Below are 17,649 nucleotides of genomic sequence, written 5' to 3' on the forward strand. Positions count from 1 at the left end.
GGTCTATTTTGGGGATAAATGGTGACCAAAACAGCCAATGCATTATTATTACAACCAAAAAACCACAGCCTATGCTGTGGTCTCTATAGTTGATCAAGATGTGTATTTATTTTATAAAAAAACTATTGGCTTTATAAAATACATCTTATCAAAACAGCTTATTAGAAGCTGTGGTCGCCTGACAATGCTAAATCTAATGAGCTAGTAGCAAAATTATGCTCTGGCTGATTCAGGATGTCGCGTGTGATTTTGCCAGCGGCAATTTCACGTAATGCCAATACTGTAGGCTTGTCGTTATCAACGTCAACCAACGGCTCGGCAATACCTTTGGCCAATTGACGGGCGCGTTTGCTTGCGACCAAAATTAGCTCAAAGCGATTATCAACATTATCCAAACAATCTTCAATCGTCACTCGTGCCATAAATAGCTACCTCGGTTGTTTTTATTAGTAACGGACCTTGCCCGCCACTCAATAAAAATAATATCAAAAATATAAAGGGGGATAGCTAAATATTATAGCATTTTTTGCCAAGTCGCGTAGTTGCTTTTTATATCTACTTACGAGATTAGCTGCTTGTGCGTAGTTTATTCTTCTACCTGAGTGTTTAGCAAGTTGCTAATCGTGCGATGATAGCGCTGCTGCTGACGACCAAGCGTCTGTCTGTCGGCCACGATAATGGCTTTTAGCTCAGCTAAGGCTACATCAAAATTATCATTGATCACTACATAGTCAGCATTCACATATTGTGCCATTTCGGTGACCGCCCCAGCTAGACGGCGCTCTATAACTTCTACAGAATCCTGCGCGCGGGTTGAGAGACGTTGACGTAATGTCGCAATGCTAGGTGGTAGAATAAAAACCATAATGGCATCGGGAAAGATATTTCTGATTTGCGTCGCGCCTTGCCAGTCAATCTCCAAAATAACGTCGATACCCGCCGCTAGCTGAGTACGTACACTTTCCTCTGACGTGCCATAATAGTTACCAAATACTTCAGCATGCTCTAGAAATAGACCCGCATTGATACCATTGGTAAAACTATCGGTATCTGTGAAATGATAGTGCTGACCATCAATCTCGCCTGGACGCGGTGCGCGAGTGGTATGAGAGACACTGACAGTCAAGTCATTGGTGGTAGCAAGCAATTGCTTAACCAGTGAGGTCTTGCCAGTACCTGAAGCGGCAGTAACGATGAATAATGAACCTGTCATACAATTTATCCTAATAGAGGGTATCTTAGTAACTCGTAAAATGTATTGTAATAAATGCGTGTTGATAAAAAGTTAAGCAGTGCCTCAGCCAAAAACAAAGACTGGAAAAAATAAAAAACGCCATCATGTATGGCGATAGAAATTATAATAGATGCATTATTATAAACTGCTTTTATACAAGTTAAAGCTGGTTTTTCAATATGTCGTAAGCATGCTGAGATTTGCCCACCAAATATTGCTATGAGTAGACAGCTATTTTAGAGAGCGATAAAAGCAAATTATGCTAAAGTAGAGCATTGATTTCGCCTTAACTTTTGAATAAAAAATTCAAAAATACGTTTTAACTATAAATTATCCAATGATAGGCCTTTTTATGCAAATTTATCTTGCCAACCCCCGTGGATTTTGTGCTGGTGTGGACCGTGCAATTGCGATTGTTAATGAAGCATTGACACGTTTCGAGCCGCCCATTTATGTCCGTCATGAAGTTGTGCATAATAAGTTTGTGGTGTCAGACTTGGCCAATCGTGGTGCAGTATTCGTTGAAGAGCTTCACGAAGTACCAGATGGATCCATCGTTATTTTCTCCGCTCATGGGGTCTCAAAAGCAGTTGAAGATGAGGCTGAACGTCGTGATTTGACGGTGTTTGATGCAACATGCCCGCTGGTAACTAAAGTACACATCGAAGTAGCAAAGTTTGCGCAAGATGGGATGGATGCAGTGTTAATAGGACATGCAGGACACCCAGAAGTCGAAGGCACTATGGGGCGTTTCAATCGTCGCCATGGTGGGCAGATTCATCTGGTCGAAGATGAAGGTGATGTGGCCGCATTGACTGTCCAAGATGCCGAACGCTTGGCATTTGTGACTCAGACAACCTTGTCGATGGATGATACTGCGCGCGTCATCGATGCGCTGCGTGAAAAATTTCCTAGTATCCAAGGCCCTCGCAAAGATGACATTTGCTATGCTACTCAAAACCGCCAAGATGCGGTAAAAGATTTGGCCAGTCGCTGTGAAGTAGTCTTGGTAGTCGGTTCACCAAACTCATCAAACTCCAATCGCTTGCGAGAGCTGGCTGAGCGTATGAATTGCCGAGCGTATTTAATTGATAATGCCAGTGAGATGGACAAGCGTTGGTTAGATGGTGTGCAGAGTATAGGCGTGACCGCTGGTGCATCCGCGCCCGAAGTGTTGATCCAAGAAGTATTGCAACAGTTGCAAGACTGGGGTGGCGATCTACCTAGTGAGCTATCTGGTATTGAAGAAAATGTGACGTTTAGTTTGCCGAAAGCGTTGCGGATACCTGTTACTCAGGTTGGTAAGTAACTAATATTCGTGTTTGTATTTGTATGAACCATCATTGATATGGATAAGGTCGCATGAAAGAACCAAAAGCCAGATTTGTATTGGCAGAGGCCACGCTCGCTGAAGTCAACAAGCAACTAAAACTCAATATGCTAGTGATGGCAGCAGTAGTTTTTGTATTGTTTATGAATATCATGAAGTTTATGGCAGAAAAAAGCTTTTTCTACGCCATGCTCGCAGTAGTCATGATCTGTTTGTTATTCTTCATACAAAAGGCTCGTCGTATTCTCACGCTAAGAAAACAAGAACTTATCCATAAATAAAAAGTACAAGCATAAATAAAAAATACAAATGAAAGTGCCAAATATAGGATAGCTATGACTGCTTATTACAAATTTATTAAACGAGAATTACAAGAAGACGGTGTCAGTGTGGCGCATTATCAGCCAACCAAGCATGCACAAGGTGCTTGGAATGAGCATGAGCAGCACATGGCGCCAGCAACAGGCCTATTAACAGCCGAGATCAACAGCTTTGCGCCACAACCCAATACCCGTATCGCACGTGTGAGCCTCGATATCTTGGGGCTAATACCGCTTGACGATTTTACTATCACTACTCGCTGTATCCGACCAGGCAAGACTATTGAGCTGGTCGAAGCGGTCATGAGTAGCCGTGGCCGCGATGCTATTATTGCAAGAGCGTGGCGACTAATTACTCAAGATACCAGCGAGATTGCCGGACTTGAAGATCAACCAGCAGAATACAAACCTGAAGAACTACCAGTTTGGGAAGGTATGAAAGGCTGGCCGGGCGGCTTTATTGAGAGCGTACGTCTAGTAGCAACAGAAGACCGTCGTGCTGGTCGCGGTATGGTATGGATTACCAATGATCTCGACATGGTAGAAGGCGAGCCGACTGATGACTTGGTGCATCTGTTAGGTATGGTCGATACTGCCAATGGTGTTGTACCAAGATTGGGTCTTGGTTTGTCTCAGTTAGAGTGGATGTTTCCCAATACTGATTTGCAAATCCATATGCATCGCTCGCCAAAAGGTCGCTGGCTCGGTATCGAGGCTGTACAACAATATGGCGATGATGGTATCGGATTGACCAGTGCGGTATTGCACGATGTATACGGCCCTTTTGGTCGTAGTGAGCAAATCCTTACTATTCGTCCGATGCCACGCTAAAAGGCTAAGAGTCAGCCAGCTTATAGTTTTGTAAAATAAAATAATACGTTGTAATCAATTAATTATACAAATAATAGAGAAATGGTTTTAATAGTAGCTAACAAGATAATATTACTAACAGGCCGATGTTAATCGACATAGAGGTTACTATGAAAGCCCATACTCAATTTTCAAAAAAGCTGACGACTCTCTGGAATATATTGATAGAAGCATATTCAGAATAGTTGCTGTTGTTTGCGCTTTGATTGCTATATCAGAAAATGACTGAGCAAATAAATAACTGACACCAGAACACCGCCTTGGTAAACAAGCGCGGTGTTTTTTATGGAATAAATCTTTTGAGCTTGAATTTTTTCTCAATGCCCCTATTAGTATAGACAGTTTAACGGTATTGCATACGGCAAGTTCTCTAACATTATGAGAGCGGCTTTAGTGAGTATATCGTTATCTGATAATAGGTCTTTCATAGAATTTAAAGGAGTTTTTATGAGTGAAGCAACTCAAGCTGAAGGTCTGAATCCAGAATTAAAAAAACATACGTTTGAAGCGGAAGTGGCGCAGTTACTGCATTTGGTAACGCATTCACTATATTCTAACGCTGATATTTTTGTCCGCGAGTTGGTATCTAATGCGTCGGATGCTTGTGATAAGTTGCGCTTTGAAGGCACAAATGATGATAGCCTTTATGAAGATGATGGCGAATTAAAAATCCGCATCGCTGTTGACGAAGCCGCCAAAACCATTACCTTTACCGACAATGGTATTGGTATGAACGAAGCCGATGCAATCGAAAACTTAGGTACGATTGCTAAATCAGGCACCAAGGCGTTTTTAGACAAATTGTCTGAATCACAAAAGCAAGACGGACAATTGATTGGTCAGTTCGGTGTTGGTTTTTACTCAGGTTTTATCGTGGCTGATACCATCAGTGTTGAATCACGTAAAGCGGGCGAGACTGCGGATAAAGGCGTGCGCTGGGTATCAGATGGTACTGGCAGCTTTACTGTTGAACGTATTACCAAAGAAACGCGCGGTACGGCGATTACTTTGCACTTAAAAGAAGAATATAGCGAGGGTGAAGATAGCTACTTGGACCGCAGTAAAATCAAGCGCTTGGTCAATAAATACTCTGACCATATCAGCTTGCCGATTCAGATGCGTAAAGAGATCTGGCAAGAAGACGTAAAAGAAGACGAGAATGACGACACGCCTGCTGGTGGCGAGATGGTACTCACTGATGAGTGGGAAACAATCAATAAAGCCAGTGCACTATGGACGCGCTCTAGCTCTGAAATTGAAGATGATGAGTATGTCGATTTTTATAAGAATATTTCTTATGACATGGATGCGCCGCTTACTTGGACGCATAACCGTGTAGAGGGTCGCGTACAGTATACGCAGCTATTATATATTCCTAAAAAAGCACCAGTTGATCTATACACTCGTGAGCAGCAGCATGGTCTAAAGCTTTATGTGAAGCGCGTCTTTATCATGGACGAAGCTGAGCAATTGCTACCGATGTATTTGCGTTTTGTGAAAGGGGTAATCGATTCAGCAGACTTGCCATTAAACGTAAGTCGTGAGCTACTACAAGAGTCACGTGATGTAAAATCTATCCGTGATGGTAACGCTCGCCGTATCTTAACCTTACTCGCAAGCCTTGCTAATAGCGAAGACAATGAGAAGCAAGAGAAGTTTGCCCAATTCTATGCAGAGTTTGGTGATGTCATCAAAGAAGGTCTAGGCGAAGACGCCGGCAATCAAGAACGTATTGCTAAGCTATTGCGTTATGCCACCAGCACCCAAGACGGTTTGGTAACAAGCTTTGAAGATTATAAAGGCCGTATGAAAGATGGTCAAAAAGCCATCTACTACCTCACCGCTGATAATCTAGCCGCTGCGAAAAACAGCCCGCAACTTGAGCTATTCAAGAAAAAAGGCATCGAAGTTATCTTGATGACCAGCCGTGTTGATGAATGGGCAATGAACTTCTTGACCTCATTCGATGAGACACCGCTGCAAAACATCGCCAAAGGCGCAGTAGATTTAGGCGACTTGCAAGATGATGAAGAAAAAGCGGAAGCGGAGAAAGCCCAAGAAACGCTAAAGCCAGTAGTTGATAAACTAAAGGCTGCATTGGGCGAGCGTGCTAAAGACGTCAAAGTATCTACTCGTCTAGTCGATAGTCCAGCTTGCTTGGTCGTTGGTGAAGGTGAGCTATCACCACAAATGATTCAGATGCTACAACAAATGGGTCAGGATGTACCAGCAAGTAAGCCAACGCTAGAAGTAAACCCTGATCATCCACTCATCAAAAAGCTTGAAAGTAGTGATCAGTTTGATGATTTGGCACAGGTGATCTTTGATCAAGCATTATTGGCAGATGGCGGTCAGCTAGACGATCCAGCCGCTTACCTAAAACGCGTCAATGAGCTATTGATGAGATAATGTTTAGTAATTAGTAAAAAAAGGAGGCTTTATATAAGAGGCCTCCTTTTTTATTTGAATTTTTGGCAAAATTTGAGTGAATTTTACAAATCAGCCTTATCCTCTTAACCGACAATCCGTTACAATCGCGATAGATTAGCGAGCTAAAATATTAGGCAATGCTAGTCATCTTCTATAATCACTCCATCGTGAATTCAATATAAATCGATGTCTGCATGCTGTACAAAAAATCGTCAATTGATTGCACCGCGCGGCTGTTACATTAAGATAATTATCATTGAGTCATTTTATTTTTCTCGACTGGCTAGAGGTCTAAGTCTTTGTCACTTACGTCGTTAAAAACCGTCTCGCTTCAGCGTTTTTCGCTCAATTTCGCTGCCAATATTATTGCAACCTTATGGATGCTGGTGGGCTCAACACGGGCTTTTTCTTGGGTTAAACCTACTTTTGTACAGTTTGCCGTATTTGCACTATTGGCGCTTGGTAGTAATGTCTTATTTTCATGGTTAGCTGCTGAAAGTGGCAGCATATTCAATGAGCAAGGATTGGTCAGCTATTTGATCTGGCCGATGATTATTTTGCTTGGTGGTATCATTTTGGCTCGGCGAGCCAGCAACCAAGCATTGGTATTTGTACCAGTAGTACTGTGGTTGGTCGCTGATACATTGTCAGCCCTATTACAGAGCTTGGTGCAGTTTTTTGGTAGCTATGGTTGGTTGCCAAATTGGAGTTATTCGTTCTTACCAGTACTGTTTTTAGTATTGTTCTTATGGCAGACGCTAGCGTTGCTTTGGATTTTTTCCCGACGTCTGCGCATACCATGGTGGGAGCGAATCATTGTATTGGTTGGCGCGGTAGCGTTGCTGACTATCTGGCAGCGTAATGTCGCAGACCAGCCAATCTTTAAGCAAATACCTGTAGAGCCTGTACTAGAAGAGGCGGCACTATATCAGCAGCCGCGCCTATTACAGCAAGCATTGGATAGTATAGACCCGAGTATCGATGGCAAAACCGACTGGTACTTTATGGGAGTTGCAGGATTCTCAGATCAAAACGTCTTTCGTTCCGAGATTAATAAGGTACGCGAGTTGTTTGATGTGCGCTTTGGTACTAGCGGGCATTCACTATCGCTGATCAATAATACTTATAGCTGGCTCGATGAACCAATTGCTACTAAGACTAGCATTTTGCGCGGCCTAAAGAAAATCGGTCAGCAGATGAACCCTGATGAAGATGTGTTGTTCCTGACGTTGTCTTCACATGGTAACCAAGATATCGTTCAGTTGGCAAATCCGCCGCTTGCGATGGATAATTTAGATGCTACATGGTTGCGTGACGCGCTAGACGCATCGGGTATTCGCTGGCGTGTGATCGTGGTGTCTGCCTGCTACTCAGGTTCGTTTATTGACGAATTGGCATCGCCAACCACGGTAGTGATTACTGCATCAGCCGCTGACAAAGCATCATTTGGCTGCACCAACACAGCTGAGATGACCTATTTTGGTCAAGCGTTTTTTGCTGAAAGCCTACGAGGGAATACCAGTTTTGAGTCGGCTTTTAAGGATGCCAGTATACGGGTCAATGAGCGTGAGAGCGCAATGGGCTTTGAGCCATCAGAGCCGCAGATGGTAATCGGTAGTTTAATGGAGACGGCATTGCCTGCGTTTGAGCAAGTATTGTTTGATAAGGCGCGCCCATCCGTTGCTAGTATTACAAATAATGCTACTTCTACAACGGTTAATACTCTACCTGACAGCGCTACTAATCTGTCGGTAGACGAAGTAGAGATAGCTGCTGAATAGCTAAATAAATATAAAGTATGATTTGGCATTTAATAAATGCCAATATCAGATTTACTATTAGATGATGAGCATTTATTAAACATTGTCATTGGTTCTATTTTGAATAAAAGGATATCACTCATGCAAAATTCCTATAGTCATAGTTTATCTACTAATAAACAGCTTACTCAAAAAAGTGTGAATCGCTGTTTTAATGGTGAGCAGCATTATTATAGTCACGAGTCGACGTCTACCAAAACCTCTATGACGTTTAGTATTTATCTACCTGATGAAGCCTTGGCTGGACGACGTTGTCCTGCGATATTGTACCTATCAGGTTTGACATGTAATGCCGATAATGTCACCCATAAAGCGCATTTTCAGCAAAAATGCAGCGAGCTTGGTATGATACTTATCGCACCTGATACCTCACCTAGAAGTAGTGACGACAGCGATGTACCAAACGACGATCGCTATTTTGTCGGTCAAGGTGCAGGTTATTATGTTGACGCGACTCAAGCGCCGTGGTCAGACAATTTTAATATGCAAAGCTATATTGTCGATGAGTTATATGACTTACTACGTTCAGAGTTTCCCATTCACAGCATCGGTGTCACAGGACACTCAATGGGTGGTCATGGCGCATTATTACTAGGGTTTAAGTTCCCAAGTAAGTTTGTCAGCGTATCGGCTTTATCGCCAGTATGCGCAGCCAGTGAGTCTGCATGGGGGCAAGCTGCTTACACAGAGTACTTCGGTGATGATAAGTTTCTATGGGCACAAGCGGACGCCTCACAGATGATTGAAAAGGTCGGTCAGCAGTATTCGAGCATTTTAGTCGACCAAGGCGCAGCTGATAACTTCTTAGCAGAAGGTCAGCTACAGACCTCTAAACTACAAGACGCTTGTGCAAAAGCTGAACAGCCCTTAACATTACGCTATCAAGCGGGGCATGACCACAGCTATTATTTTATCCAAACAGTGATTAATGATCATATCGAACATCATTGGCATATGGCTCAAATGAGCTAAGATGTCATTCAGATGACCGTGATACATTTTTCGCTATTCCATTCATGCTCAACAGGTAATTTTTATGGCAAGTTATCAAGATTTGACAGCTTCTAATCCAAAGAATAAGTCAGCAGATACGAGCTCTACAAAAGCGACTATGCAGGCTGATATGGATGCTGCTCTACAAAATAAACAACGTAACATTGATTATAATGATGAAGTGTCTCAAGTTAAGTCAGACGAGCTGATTGCAAAAACCGTCAACGACGCTGGCGATAGAGTACTTGATGATGTGCAAATATCTCGCGTGATAGAGATGGCATGGGAAGATAGAACGCCATTTGGTGCTATAGAGCATAGCTATGGTCTCGATGAGACTGGGGTTATCAAACTCATGCGCCAAGAGCTCAAGCCGTCGTCTTTTCGCTTATGGCGTCAGAGAGTGAGCAATCGCGCCACCAAACATGAGGCAAAGCGCTCTTTCGAAGTTGGCCGTGCTTATTGTAAAACTCAATATAAGCAGCGCTAAACCATTAAGTATTTAACATCATTATATAAAAGGCTCTCAGCATATGTGAGCCGCTTGAAATTTTCTTTTTAATTTATCAATATCTTATATAAACATGAATTAGGTAGCTCAATTATGAACAGTCCTGCTAAACCTTATCTTATTGCACCGTCGATACTCTCAGCTGATTTCGCGCGGTTGGGCGAAGAAGTGGAGAAGGTAATAGAATCGGGTGCCGATGTGATTCATTTTGATGTAATGGACAATCATTACGTACCCAATTTGACGTTTGGTAGCATGATTTGTAAGGCATTGCGGGACTATGGTGTTGAAGCGCCAATTGATGTGCATCTGATGGTTTCACCTGTCGATAGCATGATTGAGCAGTTCTTGGAAGCGGGTGCTAGTATCATTACCTTTCATCCAGAAGCCAGCGCTCATATCGATCGCTCACTTCAACTGATCAAAGATGGCGGTGCAGAGTGCGGTTTGGTATTAAACCCAGCGACACCATTACATTATCTTGATTATGTTATGGACAAAGTAGATCAGATTTTATTGATGAGTGTAAACCCAGGCTATGGTGGGCAGTCGTTTATCGATAGTACTTTAGATAAAGTCCGTCAAGTCCGTCAGCGTATTATTACTAGTGGCCGAGATATTCGATTGGAAGTTGATGGCGGTATCAAAGCCAGTAATATACGTGCGATTGCTGAAGCAGGCGCTGATATGTTCGTTGCGGGTTCTGCGATTTTTAATCAAGAAGATTATAAAGCGGCTATTGATGAGATGCGCGCAGAGTTGCTATTAGCCAACAACAGCTAGCGAGCGTTATATGGTTAATAAACGCTATTAGCCATACAATAATAATATTAAGATGTGCTGTATAACTTATGACTATATAGTTAATCCGATATAAAAGAGCTACAGCGTTAACCTCGCTTGAAGTATCGCGTATACATCTGCACTCAGTTGCATTGTATCTCTTTTAAATTGAATCAACTCTATATAACGGTCAGTCACGTAAAGGTGAAATATGGACACAAACAGTTCTAGCAATTCAACAGAGCCTTCTGGGCAAATAAACTCTCATGAAACGTTGAATCAGCAGGCAAGGCAGTCACTTGAAAGTGAAACACCGCAGCGCAGTTTGGTGCCTAGAGGTATCACTATTGGCTTAGCTATGTTTGCACTGGTACTTAGTTTGGCAGGTTATGGCTTTCGTCTGATGGTAGGTGATGACGTCGAAACCGTACTGCGTCATGCTGCGGTCATTGTGCCTGCATTTATGCTAGGCATTCCGCTGTTTTTTTGGGTAGGCTCTCGCATACTCAATAAAGTTAAAGGCCTGCATATCGAAAGTTGGAATGCGATTAGTTTGGGCTATTTGACTTCTTGTATATCGATGCTATGGCTGATGGGTACTTACAGTTAAGTAGTTTCGCTGTAAATATAAGTCTTTTTCGCGCCTGTATCGTTTATTCGCATCTATATTGTTTATTCACGCCTATACAGTATCGTAATATTTTACATTTTTAATCATTAAGCCATGTTCTACAAGCATGACTGGAATTTTATATGAGAATCGTACCAGCCAGTATTGCTAAAATTATCTATCCTAAAGACTTACCAAATGGCTTATTTACCAGCTTAATTATCGCTTGTTTGTTAATGGGGTTGGCGTCATTACGTCACGGAACCGACTTACAAGGTTGGCTAAATGTCATTGAGAACTGGCTACTCATGCTGCTGATATTGCCCACTGCGACGGCCACCGTTGCACTGCCATTTAAGTATCGTGATCCTAGCCTTGAGCTAAAGCTGGTTTATTACCTTGGAATGTTCGTGGCATTCTTATTTACATTAGGAAAGTTACGTTATTGGCACTAATATATACAAACGACATGGCATTCAAGTTTGCTTTTATAGCGAAGACTTATGTGACAGCCCTTGAATTCCAGTGTTAAAGCGTCCATTGTATGAGTAAGACAGATTTACCCGCGTTACTGTAAGACGATAGATTTGCCGAATGAGTTTGTTTTCAATAAATAACTGCTTTGCAATGACCAGTTTCTCTACCAGTACTAAACGGGATAATAAGGAACACATTAATGCCATACGATATCGATAATGATATAGAAGTAGATAACGAGAATAGCGATCAATTTGCAGGATTTGCCAAAGAAACCACGTTAGAGTTGGTGGAAGCAGATGATGGTAGATTGTTGTTGCGTGATGCTGAACAAGACGAAGCGCCATTGATGACTATCGATTTTTCTGACAAGCTAAAAGAGCTACTTGGTAGTGATACTCAAGCCATTGGTCAACATATGATTCATGCTGCGATTCAGGTCATTATGCAAAAGCAAATGAGTAAATGGCATGCGCATGTATATGATAAAGAACCAACACACTACAGCTAATTTTTAGTTGTTTCTGAGCACTAATTAAAGCGAATAATTGAAGACGTAGCTTAGCAACATGAAACTACAGCCATAAAAAAAGGGTTTATCAATTGATAAGCCCTTTTTTTGTTCAAATAACGTCTTTATAGAAAGTATTTATAAAAATGCCTTCTACAAATGATGGCAGTTATTTGATTTTAGCTTCTTTAAAGATCACATGCTGGCGTACTTTTGGATCAAACTTTTTGATTTCCATTTTGCCAGGCATAGTGCGCTTGTTTTTAGTAGTGGTGTAGTAATACCCAGTACCAGCTGTTGATACTAATTTAATTTTATCTCTCATGATAGCTTTCCTGTAAATGAGGGGTCTTCAAACGATAGGTACGTGTCTCAAAGAGTGAGTTGCCACAATTAATGTAGCAAAACAGCAGCCTAAATGATGAGAGTCATCACTCAGCTGCTATTTTTAACTTAAACTTTTTGACCTTGTGCGCGTAGATCTGCTAACACTTTATCGATACCAAGTTTGTCAATGATGCGCATACCTTTGGTAGACACACGTAGACGTACAAAGCGGTTTTCAGACTCTACCCAAAAACGATGGTTGTGAAGGTTTGGTAGAAAGCGACGACGGGTTTTGTTGTTTGCATGCGAAACATTATTACCCACCATAGGGCGCTTTCCAGTCACTTGGCAAACTCGAGACATGGCGAACTCCTAATCTATGAGGTATGAGTTTTTCTCATACCAGTCTGGGCAAGTTGCACGTTTTTGCGGCATGGACACAGCAAGCGGCAGCTTTGCACCAAACAAAACTATATGAAGGTTGAGCTGGTTTTGCTGCTATCTAAAGGCAAATAACAGGCTGACCAATTCAGAAAATTTTAAAGCCGACATTTATACCATAAAACAGATGAATACTCAAATATTTTTACAATAACTGTCGAATTAAAGGAGGGCTATTATACCCTGAAATGAGCGCTCTATGTTGTTGATTGTTTAATAGTAAAGATTAATTTTTAGTTGTAAGTTATAACAAAAGTCAGTAAAGTTGCTGTTATATATTTAATACAATCTGTTAATACACCAGTATTACTGTAAATCTATGTATCATTACCAAGCTCTTCTAATTCTGGGTAATGATTTTTTGCTTATTTGCTCAGATAAATTACTGCTCATGCGGAGTCAAAACATGTCATATACATCATCGCCTACTTCCAAGCTATTTCAGTTAACAGCCTTAACCTTATCATTGGCCTTGGCAGGTTGTGGTGGCGGTGACGGCACTGATACGATAGCGCCAAAGCCAGATATTGGATTGGTTACAGTAATTCCAAGTAATCAAGAATCAGGTAGTGAGGAAGAGTCAACTATTCAGGCAAGTGAAATATATATACTGTCTAATTACACTAGTATTAATGTGGATATGGCGAAAGATACTTCTATAAAAATAGAGGCTCTAGTGTTAGATGATAAAAACGGAGTGGTAAGTGATAAGACGGTTACCTTTGCAATCACTGACCCTAAAGCAACAGGGCTGTTCAGTACTTCTAGCTCTAGAGTAACTACTGACGAAAAAGGAAAAGCAGTCATTGAGTTGCAAGCAACAAGTATGCTAACTGCAGCGCAGCGTGATTTTCTTATTAAAAACGGCTTAACAGTAAGAGTCAGTGTTGATGGTGTTGAACAGTCTATTACAATATTTGGAATAGAAGGTAATACGAACACACAAAAAGATGATGTTTACGATGTATTTATTTCATCTGATAAAACTGAATTATTGACCGGTACAGATAAGACGACGGTAAATATTAGAGTAACTGACAAGAAAGGAGGTATCGTTGAAGGTGTTCCTGTGATTATAAGTATAACTGATGCTGCTCGATATGGTTTGTCCTTAAATAGTGCCTCTAAACAATTCACCGATGAACAAGGTTTGATTGCTGTTGAGCTGGTACAAAGTAGAGTGAGTATTGATTCACAAATAAATCATGAGAGCTTGTTAACTGTTATTGTTGATGACGATGACAATAGTATCGTTGAGCAAAGCTTCCCCATCATAGTTTCAGGTACTCGTGCAAGTAATGTTATCTCTTCTAAGAATGTAGTGAGTAGCGGAGAGAATTTCTCAGTGTCTGGGCAACTTTTAGATGGTGCAGCAAGTCCTATCAGTCGCGCTGATGTGGTTTTGTATAGTAATGATGTAGAAGCAACTATTGGCAGTACGGACTCTGATGGCAACTTTAGATTTAATTTGAACACCGCTACTTTAAATGCGTCTAGTGATGATAGCTATGTCTTTAGTATTGAAATTAAAGGTGCTAAAAATACTCAGCGTATTCCTAACATCTTAACTGTAGGGACTGCTATAAGCTCAAACATGAGCTTTGAACAAACTACTGACATAGCTGTTAATACTAGAGAAAAAATTACTTTGAACGTGCCAGATGGGATCGATGGTGATAGTGTTGTGATTGTCACAAATAAAGGAAAGGTGTTTGCAAGTACGGGAGAGTCTGAAAACGTAGGTAGCTCTCGTCGGTTGTTAACAGTAATGAATAGAAAGGTTGAGTTCTACATCGAGTCGAGTGTACCCGATAGTGCCACTATCACTGCGACCCATAAAAGAACGGGACAACCAGATAATATCAAAGAAACCGTATTAAATTTTGTTTCCATTAGCCCCACTAAATTACTCCTACAGACCGAGCGATCAATACTAAGTATTGGCGGATCGACGCAAGTGATCGCTCGTGTATTAGACAATGATAATGCACCAGTGAAAAATGCAATTGTTCAGTTTACAACAACCAAAGATGCATCTGGTGGCAGCCTAGGGAAAGGGGTCGCTTATACTGATAGTAGTGGTATAGCAAAGGTGTTTTACAATGCAGGACAGAACCCAACCCAGACAGATGGCGTCGTCATTGAGGCAGAAGTAAGAGTCCTTGAACTACCCGATGGTACAGAAAAGTCAGTAAATGTTGGACCTGTAGAAACCAAAATTTCTATACAAACTAGGGCAACATTCATCAGTTTTGCTTTCGCAAATAAAATTTCTGCCGGTGATCGTCAAGTCTATTATTATCAAAAAGGTTCTATCAGCGTGCTTAATAGTACAGGTAAGCCTGCTATCAATCAGCCTGTATCTATTAACTTGAACCCTAGTAGTTACGGTAAAGGGAAGTTTTTTGTTGATAAAGATATAGATGGTGAAAAATTCTGGAATCGTCGTACCTATCGTACTGTCTTTTTCCCTGATTCTAGTACTATTGAATACGGTCCCTATATTACTTGTAATAATGAAGATACTAATAACAATGGTATCTTAGATCTAGGTGAAGATGTTAATGGTAATAATCAGCTAGACCCAATTAACGTTGCGGCAGTACTTGATAAAGATGGCAATAAGGTTGATTCTAGCCAGAGCTTTAATTTTATAACAGACAATGCGGGTAAAGTTGATTTCTCAATACGTTATCCAAAAGAATATGCAGAATGGTACAGGGCAAAAGTTACGGTCAATACTAGTGTAGATGGTAGTGAATCACAGCAGTCTCGTTTAATAAGTTTCCCAAGCTTAATAGATGATGTTGATATTGGCATACCGCTACGTCCAAACTTGGAAAGTCCATTCGGGGTTAATCCAAGTTGTAGTAATTTTGGCTAAATCAGTTGTAATTCTTACCATATAATTAAAGATAATTAGCCCCCAACCCTGCGTTGGGGGTTTTTGCGTTATATCTACTCAAACATATAAATCGGCATAAATAACCAAAAACAACCAACTCGCTCAGCAAAGTATTGCAAAAAAGATTAAAATAACTGGTTTACTATGCTGTTAGCAATTTTTCAGCGATAAGTCATCATTTTTTATATTGGGCGAATTATGTCAGACAACACTAAAACGGTTTCATTATCGACCATAGCTTCTCAGAGCAAACAGATTCCTAGCGCTATTGATACAGCCACGTTGCTCATCAAATGCAAAGATCAGGCAGGTATCGTACAAGCAGTCTCTGAGTTTATTCATCGTTATGGTGCTAATATCATTACGCTTGATCAGTATTCAACGGCGCATGAAGGCGGTCAATATTTTATGCGTTTAGAGTTTGCCTTGGCAGGATTGAGCGATATTATCGAGAATTTTGAAGCCAGCTTTGCGCATACGGTTGCCAAGCGTCACGATATGGATTGGCGTCTACATAATAATGCAACGAAGACCAAAGTCGGCATTTTGGTATCTAAGTTTGATCATGCGTTGTTAGATTTATTATGGCGACATCAGCGTGGACTGCTCGATTGCGAGATTACTTGCGTGGTCAGCAACCATCCTGATTTAAAGCAAGCAGTACAAAATTTTGGCATTACTTTTCATCATGTACCAGTGACCAAAGACAATAAGTTCGATGCAGAAGAGCAGATTCATAAGTTGATGGCAGGTAACGACTTGCTAGTATTGGCGCGCTATATGCAAATATTGTCATCAGATTTTGTCAAACGCTGGCCGATGCAAATTATCAATATCCATCATTCATTCTTACCGGCGTTTGTGGGTGCAGATCCTTATCGTCAAGCTTATGATAAAGGCGTTAAGCTTATCGGCGCAACTGCGCACTATGTCACAGCTGAGCTTGATCAAGGACCTATCATTGAGCAAGATGTACACCGTGTAACGCATCGCCAAGGGGTAACAGAGCTGCGTGCTATCGGCCGTGATATCGAACGCAACGTATTAGCACGTGCTGTAAACTGGCATGTGCAAAACCGTGTGATTGTGGCGGGTAATAAGACAGTCGTATTTAACTAAGAAAAATCAGTAGTGAGTCGGCTAAAAATATAAAAAAGGCGGTCCGTAACTATTGTTGCTGACCGCCTTTTTTTGAACACATATTTTATAGGAGCATTTCTAAAACGAACTTGCTACCAACAAAGCCAATGGCTAATAGGATAAAGGCATAAATAGTGATATTAGCCGCACGTTTTCCTCGCCAGCCTGCACGCCAATTACCGAATAGTAGTACACCAAATAATAACCACGATAGTAGACTAAAAACAGTCTTATGCACGATATGTTGCGCCATCAAGTCTTGTACATAGATAAACCCAATTCCCAGTGCAATACTGAGCAATACAAAGCCGACCAACAGCATATCGAATAATAAACTCTCCATACTTTGCAAGGAGGGGAGTTTATTGACCCAAAAGCGATGAATGGTATGATGCTTGAGCTCACGTATTTGTAGACGTAGAAATAGCGCTTGTACCGCCGCCATCAACAGCACACAATAGGCAGCCAATGATAATATGATATGGATTTCAAGTCCGATACTGATATCAGTCAATGGTTGATAAGGGGCGCGGCCGAAATAACCGACAGTCATACCTATTAGCGCAGTGGGTGCAGCCAAAATGCCAAGACTAAGAATAGGGCGATATAAACAGAACAACAGATAAAAGAATAAGAAAAATAAACTGGTCAGACTGATTATATTGAATAAGTTGAAATTTAAACCATACAGCGTCACAACGTATGGATATAGCAGTGCCGCATGTGCAGCCATGCCAACCAGCAATAAGCCCAAACTGAGGCTTTTGTGGATAGGTTTGTCCTGAACCAGCGCCCAACCAATATGGATGCTGACTAAGATATAAGCCATGCTAGCAAGTAAGAATGCAAAGTGCACAGATAAAAAGCCTCATCTTATACTGAGCATAAACTGCCGCTCAATGTGTCGCTAAAGTGGTATTATCAGAATGATTAGAATAATCGTCCAA

Annotated in this window: 18 protein-coding genes; 13 read left to right on the plus strand and 5 right to left on the minus strand. The window is 41.3% G+C overall.

All coding sequences use genetic code 11. The features are described 5' to 3' along the window. Window positions 1-161: 161 nt before the first annotated feature. Complete coding sequence (gene rpoZ / locus JMY00_RS04015) at window positions 162-422, minus strand: DNA-directed RNA polymerase subunit omega (RefSeq protein ID WP_057761396.1); 261 nt, start codon at window positions 420-422, stop codon at window positions 162-164. Window positions 423-586: 164 nt separating this feature from the next. Beyond that, a complete protein-coding gene (gmk, locus tag JMY00_RS04020) occupies window positions 587-1,213 on the minus strand; it encodes a guanylate kinase (protein WP_102091897.1) in 627 nt (208 codons plus the stop codon). Window positions 1,214-1,586: 373 nt separating this feature from the next. On the opposite strand from gmk, the gene ispH reads away from it, so the two are divergent. The 11 genes from ispH (at window position 1,587) to JMY00_RS04075 (ending at window position 11,889) form a co-directional block, all read left to right on the plus strand. After that, window positions 1,587-2,543 (plus strand): 4-hydroxy-3-methylbut-2-enyl diphosphate reductase, encoded by a 957-nt coding sequence (gene ispH / locus JMY00_RS04025; RefSeq protein WP_057761392.1) that lies wholly within the window; start codon window positions 1,587-1,589, stop codon window positions 2,541-2,543. A gap of 53 nt (window positions 2,544-2,596) precedes the next feature. Continuing rightward, window positions 2,597-2,845, plus strand: coding sequence for a hypothetical protein (locus JMY00_RS04030; RefSeq protein ID WP_057761390.1), 249 nt, complete (start codon window positions 2,597-2,599; stop codon window positions 2,843-2,845). Between the two features lie 54 nt (window positions 2,846-2,899). Beyond that, entirely contained in the window at window positions 2,900-3,715 is an 816-nt protein-coding gene (locus tag JMY00_RS04035; RefSeq protein WP_201579210.1) for a thioesterase family protein, read from the plus strand. A gap of 486 nt (window positions 3,716-4,201) precedes the next feature. Then, a complete protein-coding gene (htpG, locus tag JMY00_RS04040) occupies window positions 4,202-6,163 on the plus strand; it encodes a molecular chaperone HtpG (RefSeq protein ID WP_201579211.1) in 1,962 nt (653 codons plus the stop codon). A gap of 320 nt (window positions 6,164-6,483) precedes the next feature. Then, on the plus strand, window positions 6,484-7,965 hold the full coding sequence (locus JMY00_RS04045; RefSeq protein ID WP_201579212.1) for a C13 family peptidase: 1,482 nt from the start codon (window positions 6,484-6,486) through the stop codon (window positions 7,963-7,965). Window positions 7,966-8,085: 120 nt separating this feature from the next. Continuing rightward, window positions 8,086-8,976: an S-formylglutathione hydrolase gene (fghA, locus tag JMY00_RS04050; RefSeq protein ID WP_201579213.1), complete on the plus strand. Its 891-nt coding sequence runs from the start codon at window positions 8,086-8,088 to the stop codon at window positions 8,974-8,976. Window positions 8,977-9,202: 226 nt separating this feature from the next. Further along, window positions 9,203-9,487 carry a TIGR03643 family protein gene (locus JMY00_RS13730; protein ID WP_257019949.1) on the plus strand — a complete coding sequence of 95 codons (285 nt, stop codon included), beginning with the start codon at window positions 9,203-9,205 and terminating at the stop codon, window positions 9,485-9,487. Window positions 9,488-9,601: 114 nt separating this feature from the next. Then, window positions 9,602-10,291: a ribulose-phosphate 3-epimerase gene (gene rpe, locus JMY00_RS04060; protein ID WP_201579214.1), complete on the plus strand. Its 690-nt coding sequence runs from the start codon at window positions 9,602-9,604 to the stop codon at window positions 10,289-10,291. A 211-nt stretch (window positions 10,292-10,502) separates the two neighbouring features. Beyond that, the gene (locus tag JMY00_RS04065; protein WP_240990642.1) at window positions 10,503-10,901 is read left to right on the plus strand and encodes a hypothetical protein; all 399 of its coding nucleotides are present in this window, start codon (window positions 10,503-10,505) and stop codon (window positions 10,899-10,901) included. 143 nt (window positions 10,902-11,044) lie between these two features. Continuing rightward, complete coding sequence (locus tag JMY00_RS04070; RefSeq protein ID WP_057761376.1) at window positions 11,045-11,356, plus strand: hypothetical protein; 312 nt, start codon at window positions 11,045-11,047, stop codon at window positions 11,354-11,356. A 221-nt stretch (window positions 11,357-11,577) separates the two neighbouring features. Continuing rightward, entirely contained in the window at window positions 11,578-11,889 is a 312-nt protein-coding gene (locus tag JMY00_RS04075; RefSeq protein ID WP_201548793.1) for a hypothetical protein, read from the plus strand. A gap of 169 nt (window positions 11,890-12,058) precedes the next feature. On the opposite strand, the gene rpmG is transcribed toward JMY00_RS04075, so the two are convergent. Beyond that, on the minus strand, window positions 12,059-12,214 hold the full coding sequence (gene rpmG / locus JMY00_RS04080) for a 50S ribosomal protein L33 (protein ID WP_010201403.1): 156 nt from the start codon (window positions 12,212-12,214) through the stop codon (window positions 12,059-12,061). Between the two features lie 128 nt (window positions 12,215-12,342). Continuing rightward, the gene (gene rpmB, locus JMY00_RS04085) at window positions 12,343-12,579 is read right to left on the minus strand and encodes a 50S ribosomal protein L28 (protein ID WP_057761372.1); all 237 of its coding nucleotides are present in this window, start codon (window positions 12,577-12,579) and stop codon (window positions 12,343-12,345) included. A gap of 484 nt (window positions 12,580-13,063) precedes the next feature. Between rpmB and JMY00_RS04090 the strand changes: the two genes are divergently transcribed. Next, a complete protein-coding gene (locus JMY00_RS04090) occupies window positions 13,064-15,541 on the plus strand; it encodes an Ig-like domain-containing protein (RefSeq protein WP_201579215.1) in 2,478 nt (825 codons plus the stop codon). A 219-nt stretch (window positions 15,542-15,760) separates the two neighbouring features. After that, entirely contained in the window at window positions 15,761-16,681 is a 921-nt protein-coding gene (purU, locus tag JMY00_RS04095; RefSeq protein WP_082624635.1) for a formyltetrahydrofolate deformylase, read from the plus strand. Window positions 16,682-16,766: 85 nt separating this feature from the next. Here purU and ccsA read toward each other — a convergent pair whose 3' ends face one another. Continuing rightward, window positions 16,767-17,558, minus strand: a complete 792-nt coding sequence (gene ccsA / locus JMY00_RS04100) for a cytochrome c biogenesis protein CcsA (RefSeq protein ID WP_201579216.1) — start codon at window positions 17,556-17,558, stop codon at window positions 16,767-16,769. Window positions 17,559-17,649 lie beyond the last annotated feature (91 nt).

The organism is Psychrobacter sp. Pi2-52, from assembly GCF_904846705.1.
Taxonomy (GTDB): Bacteria; Pseudomonadota; Gammaproteobacteria; order Pseudomonadales; family Moraxellaceae; genus Psychrobacter.

Bases quoted from the DNA above. Each gene is read 5' to 3' on its own strand.
- htpG (WP_201579211.1), top strand. From the start codon at position 4,202: ATGAGTGAAGCAACTCAAGCTGAAGGTCTGAATCCAGAATTAAAAAAA.
- rpe (WP_201579214.1), top strand. From the start codon at position 9,602: ATGAACAGTCCTGCTAAACCTTATCTTATTGCACCGTCGATACTCTCA.
- ispH (WP_057761392.1), top strand. From the start codon at position 1,587: ATGCAAATTTATCTTGCCAACCCCCGTGGATTTTGTGCTGGTGTGGAC.
- rpmG (WP_010201403.1), bottom strand. From the start codon at position 12,214: ATGAGAGATAAAATTAAATTAGTATCAACAGCTGGTACTGGGTATTAC.
- JMY00_RS04090 (WP_201579215.1), top strand. From the start codon at position 13,064: ATGTCATATACATCATCGCCTACTTCCAAGCTATTTCAGTTAACAGCC.
- JMY00_RS04075 (WP_201548793.1), top strand. From the start codon at position 11,578: ATGCCATACGATATCGATAATGATATAGAAGTAGATAACGAGAATAGC.
- JMY00_RS04030 (WP_057761390.1), top strand. From the start codon at position 2,597: ATGAAAGAACCAAAAGCCAGATTTGTATTGGCAGAGGCCACGCTCGCT.
- JMY00_RS04070 (WP_057761376.1), top strand. From the start codon at position 11,045: ATGAGAATCGTACCAGCCAGTATTGCTAAAATTATCTATCCTAAAGAC.
- gmk (WP_102091897.1), bottom strand. From the start codon at position 1,213: ATGACAGGTTCATTATTCATCGTTACTGCCGCTTCAGGTACTGGCAAG.
- fghA (WP_201579213.1), top strand. From the start codon at position 8,086: ATGCAAAATTCCTATAGTCATAGTTTATCTACTAATAAACAGCTTACT.
- rpmB (WP_057761372.1), bottom strand. From the start codon at position 12,579: ATGTCTCGAGTTTGCCAAGTGACTGGAAAGCGCCCTATGGTGGGTAAT.
- JMY00_RS04065 (WP_240990642.1), top strand. From the start codon at position 10,503: ATGGACACAAACAGTTCTAGCAATTCAACAGAGCCTTCTGGGCAAATA.
- rpoZ (WP_057761396.1), bottom strand. From the start codon at position 422: ATGGCACGAGTGACGATTGAAGATTGTTTGGATAATGTTGATAATCGC.
- purU (WP_082624635.1), top strand. From the start codon at position 15,761: ATGTCAGACAACACTAAAACGGTTTCATTATCGACCATAGCTTCTCAG.
- JMY00_RS04035 (WP_201579210.1), top strand. From the start codon at position 2,900: ATGACTGCTTATTACAAATTTATTAAACGAGAATTACAAGAAGACGGT.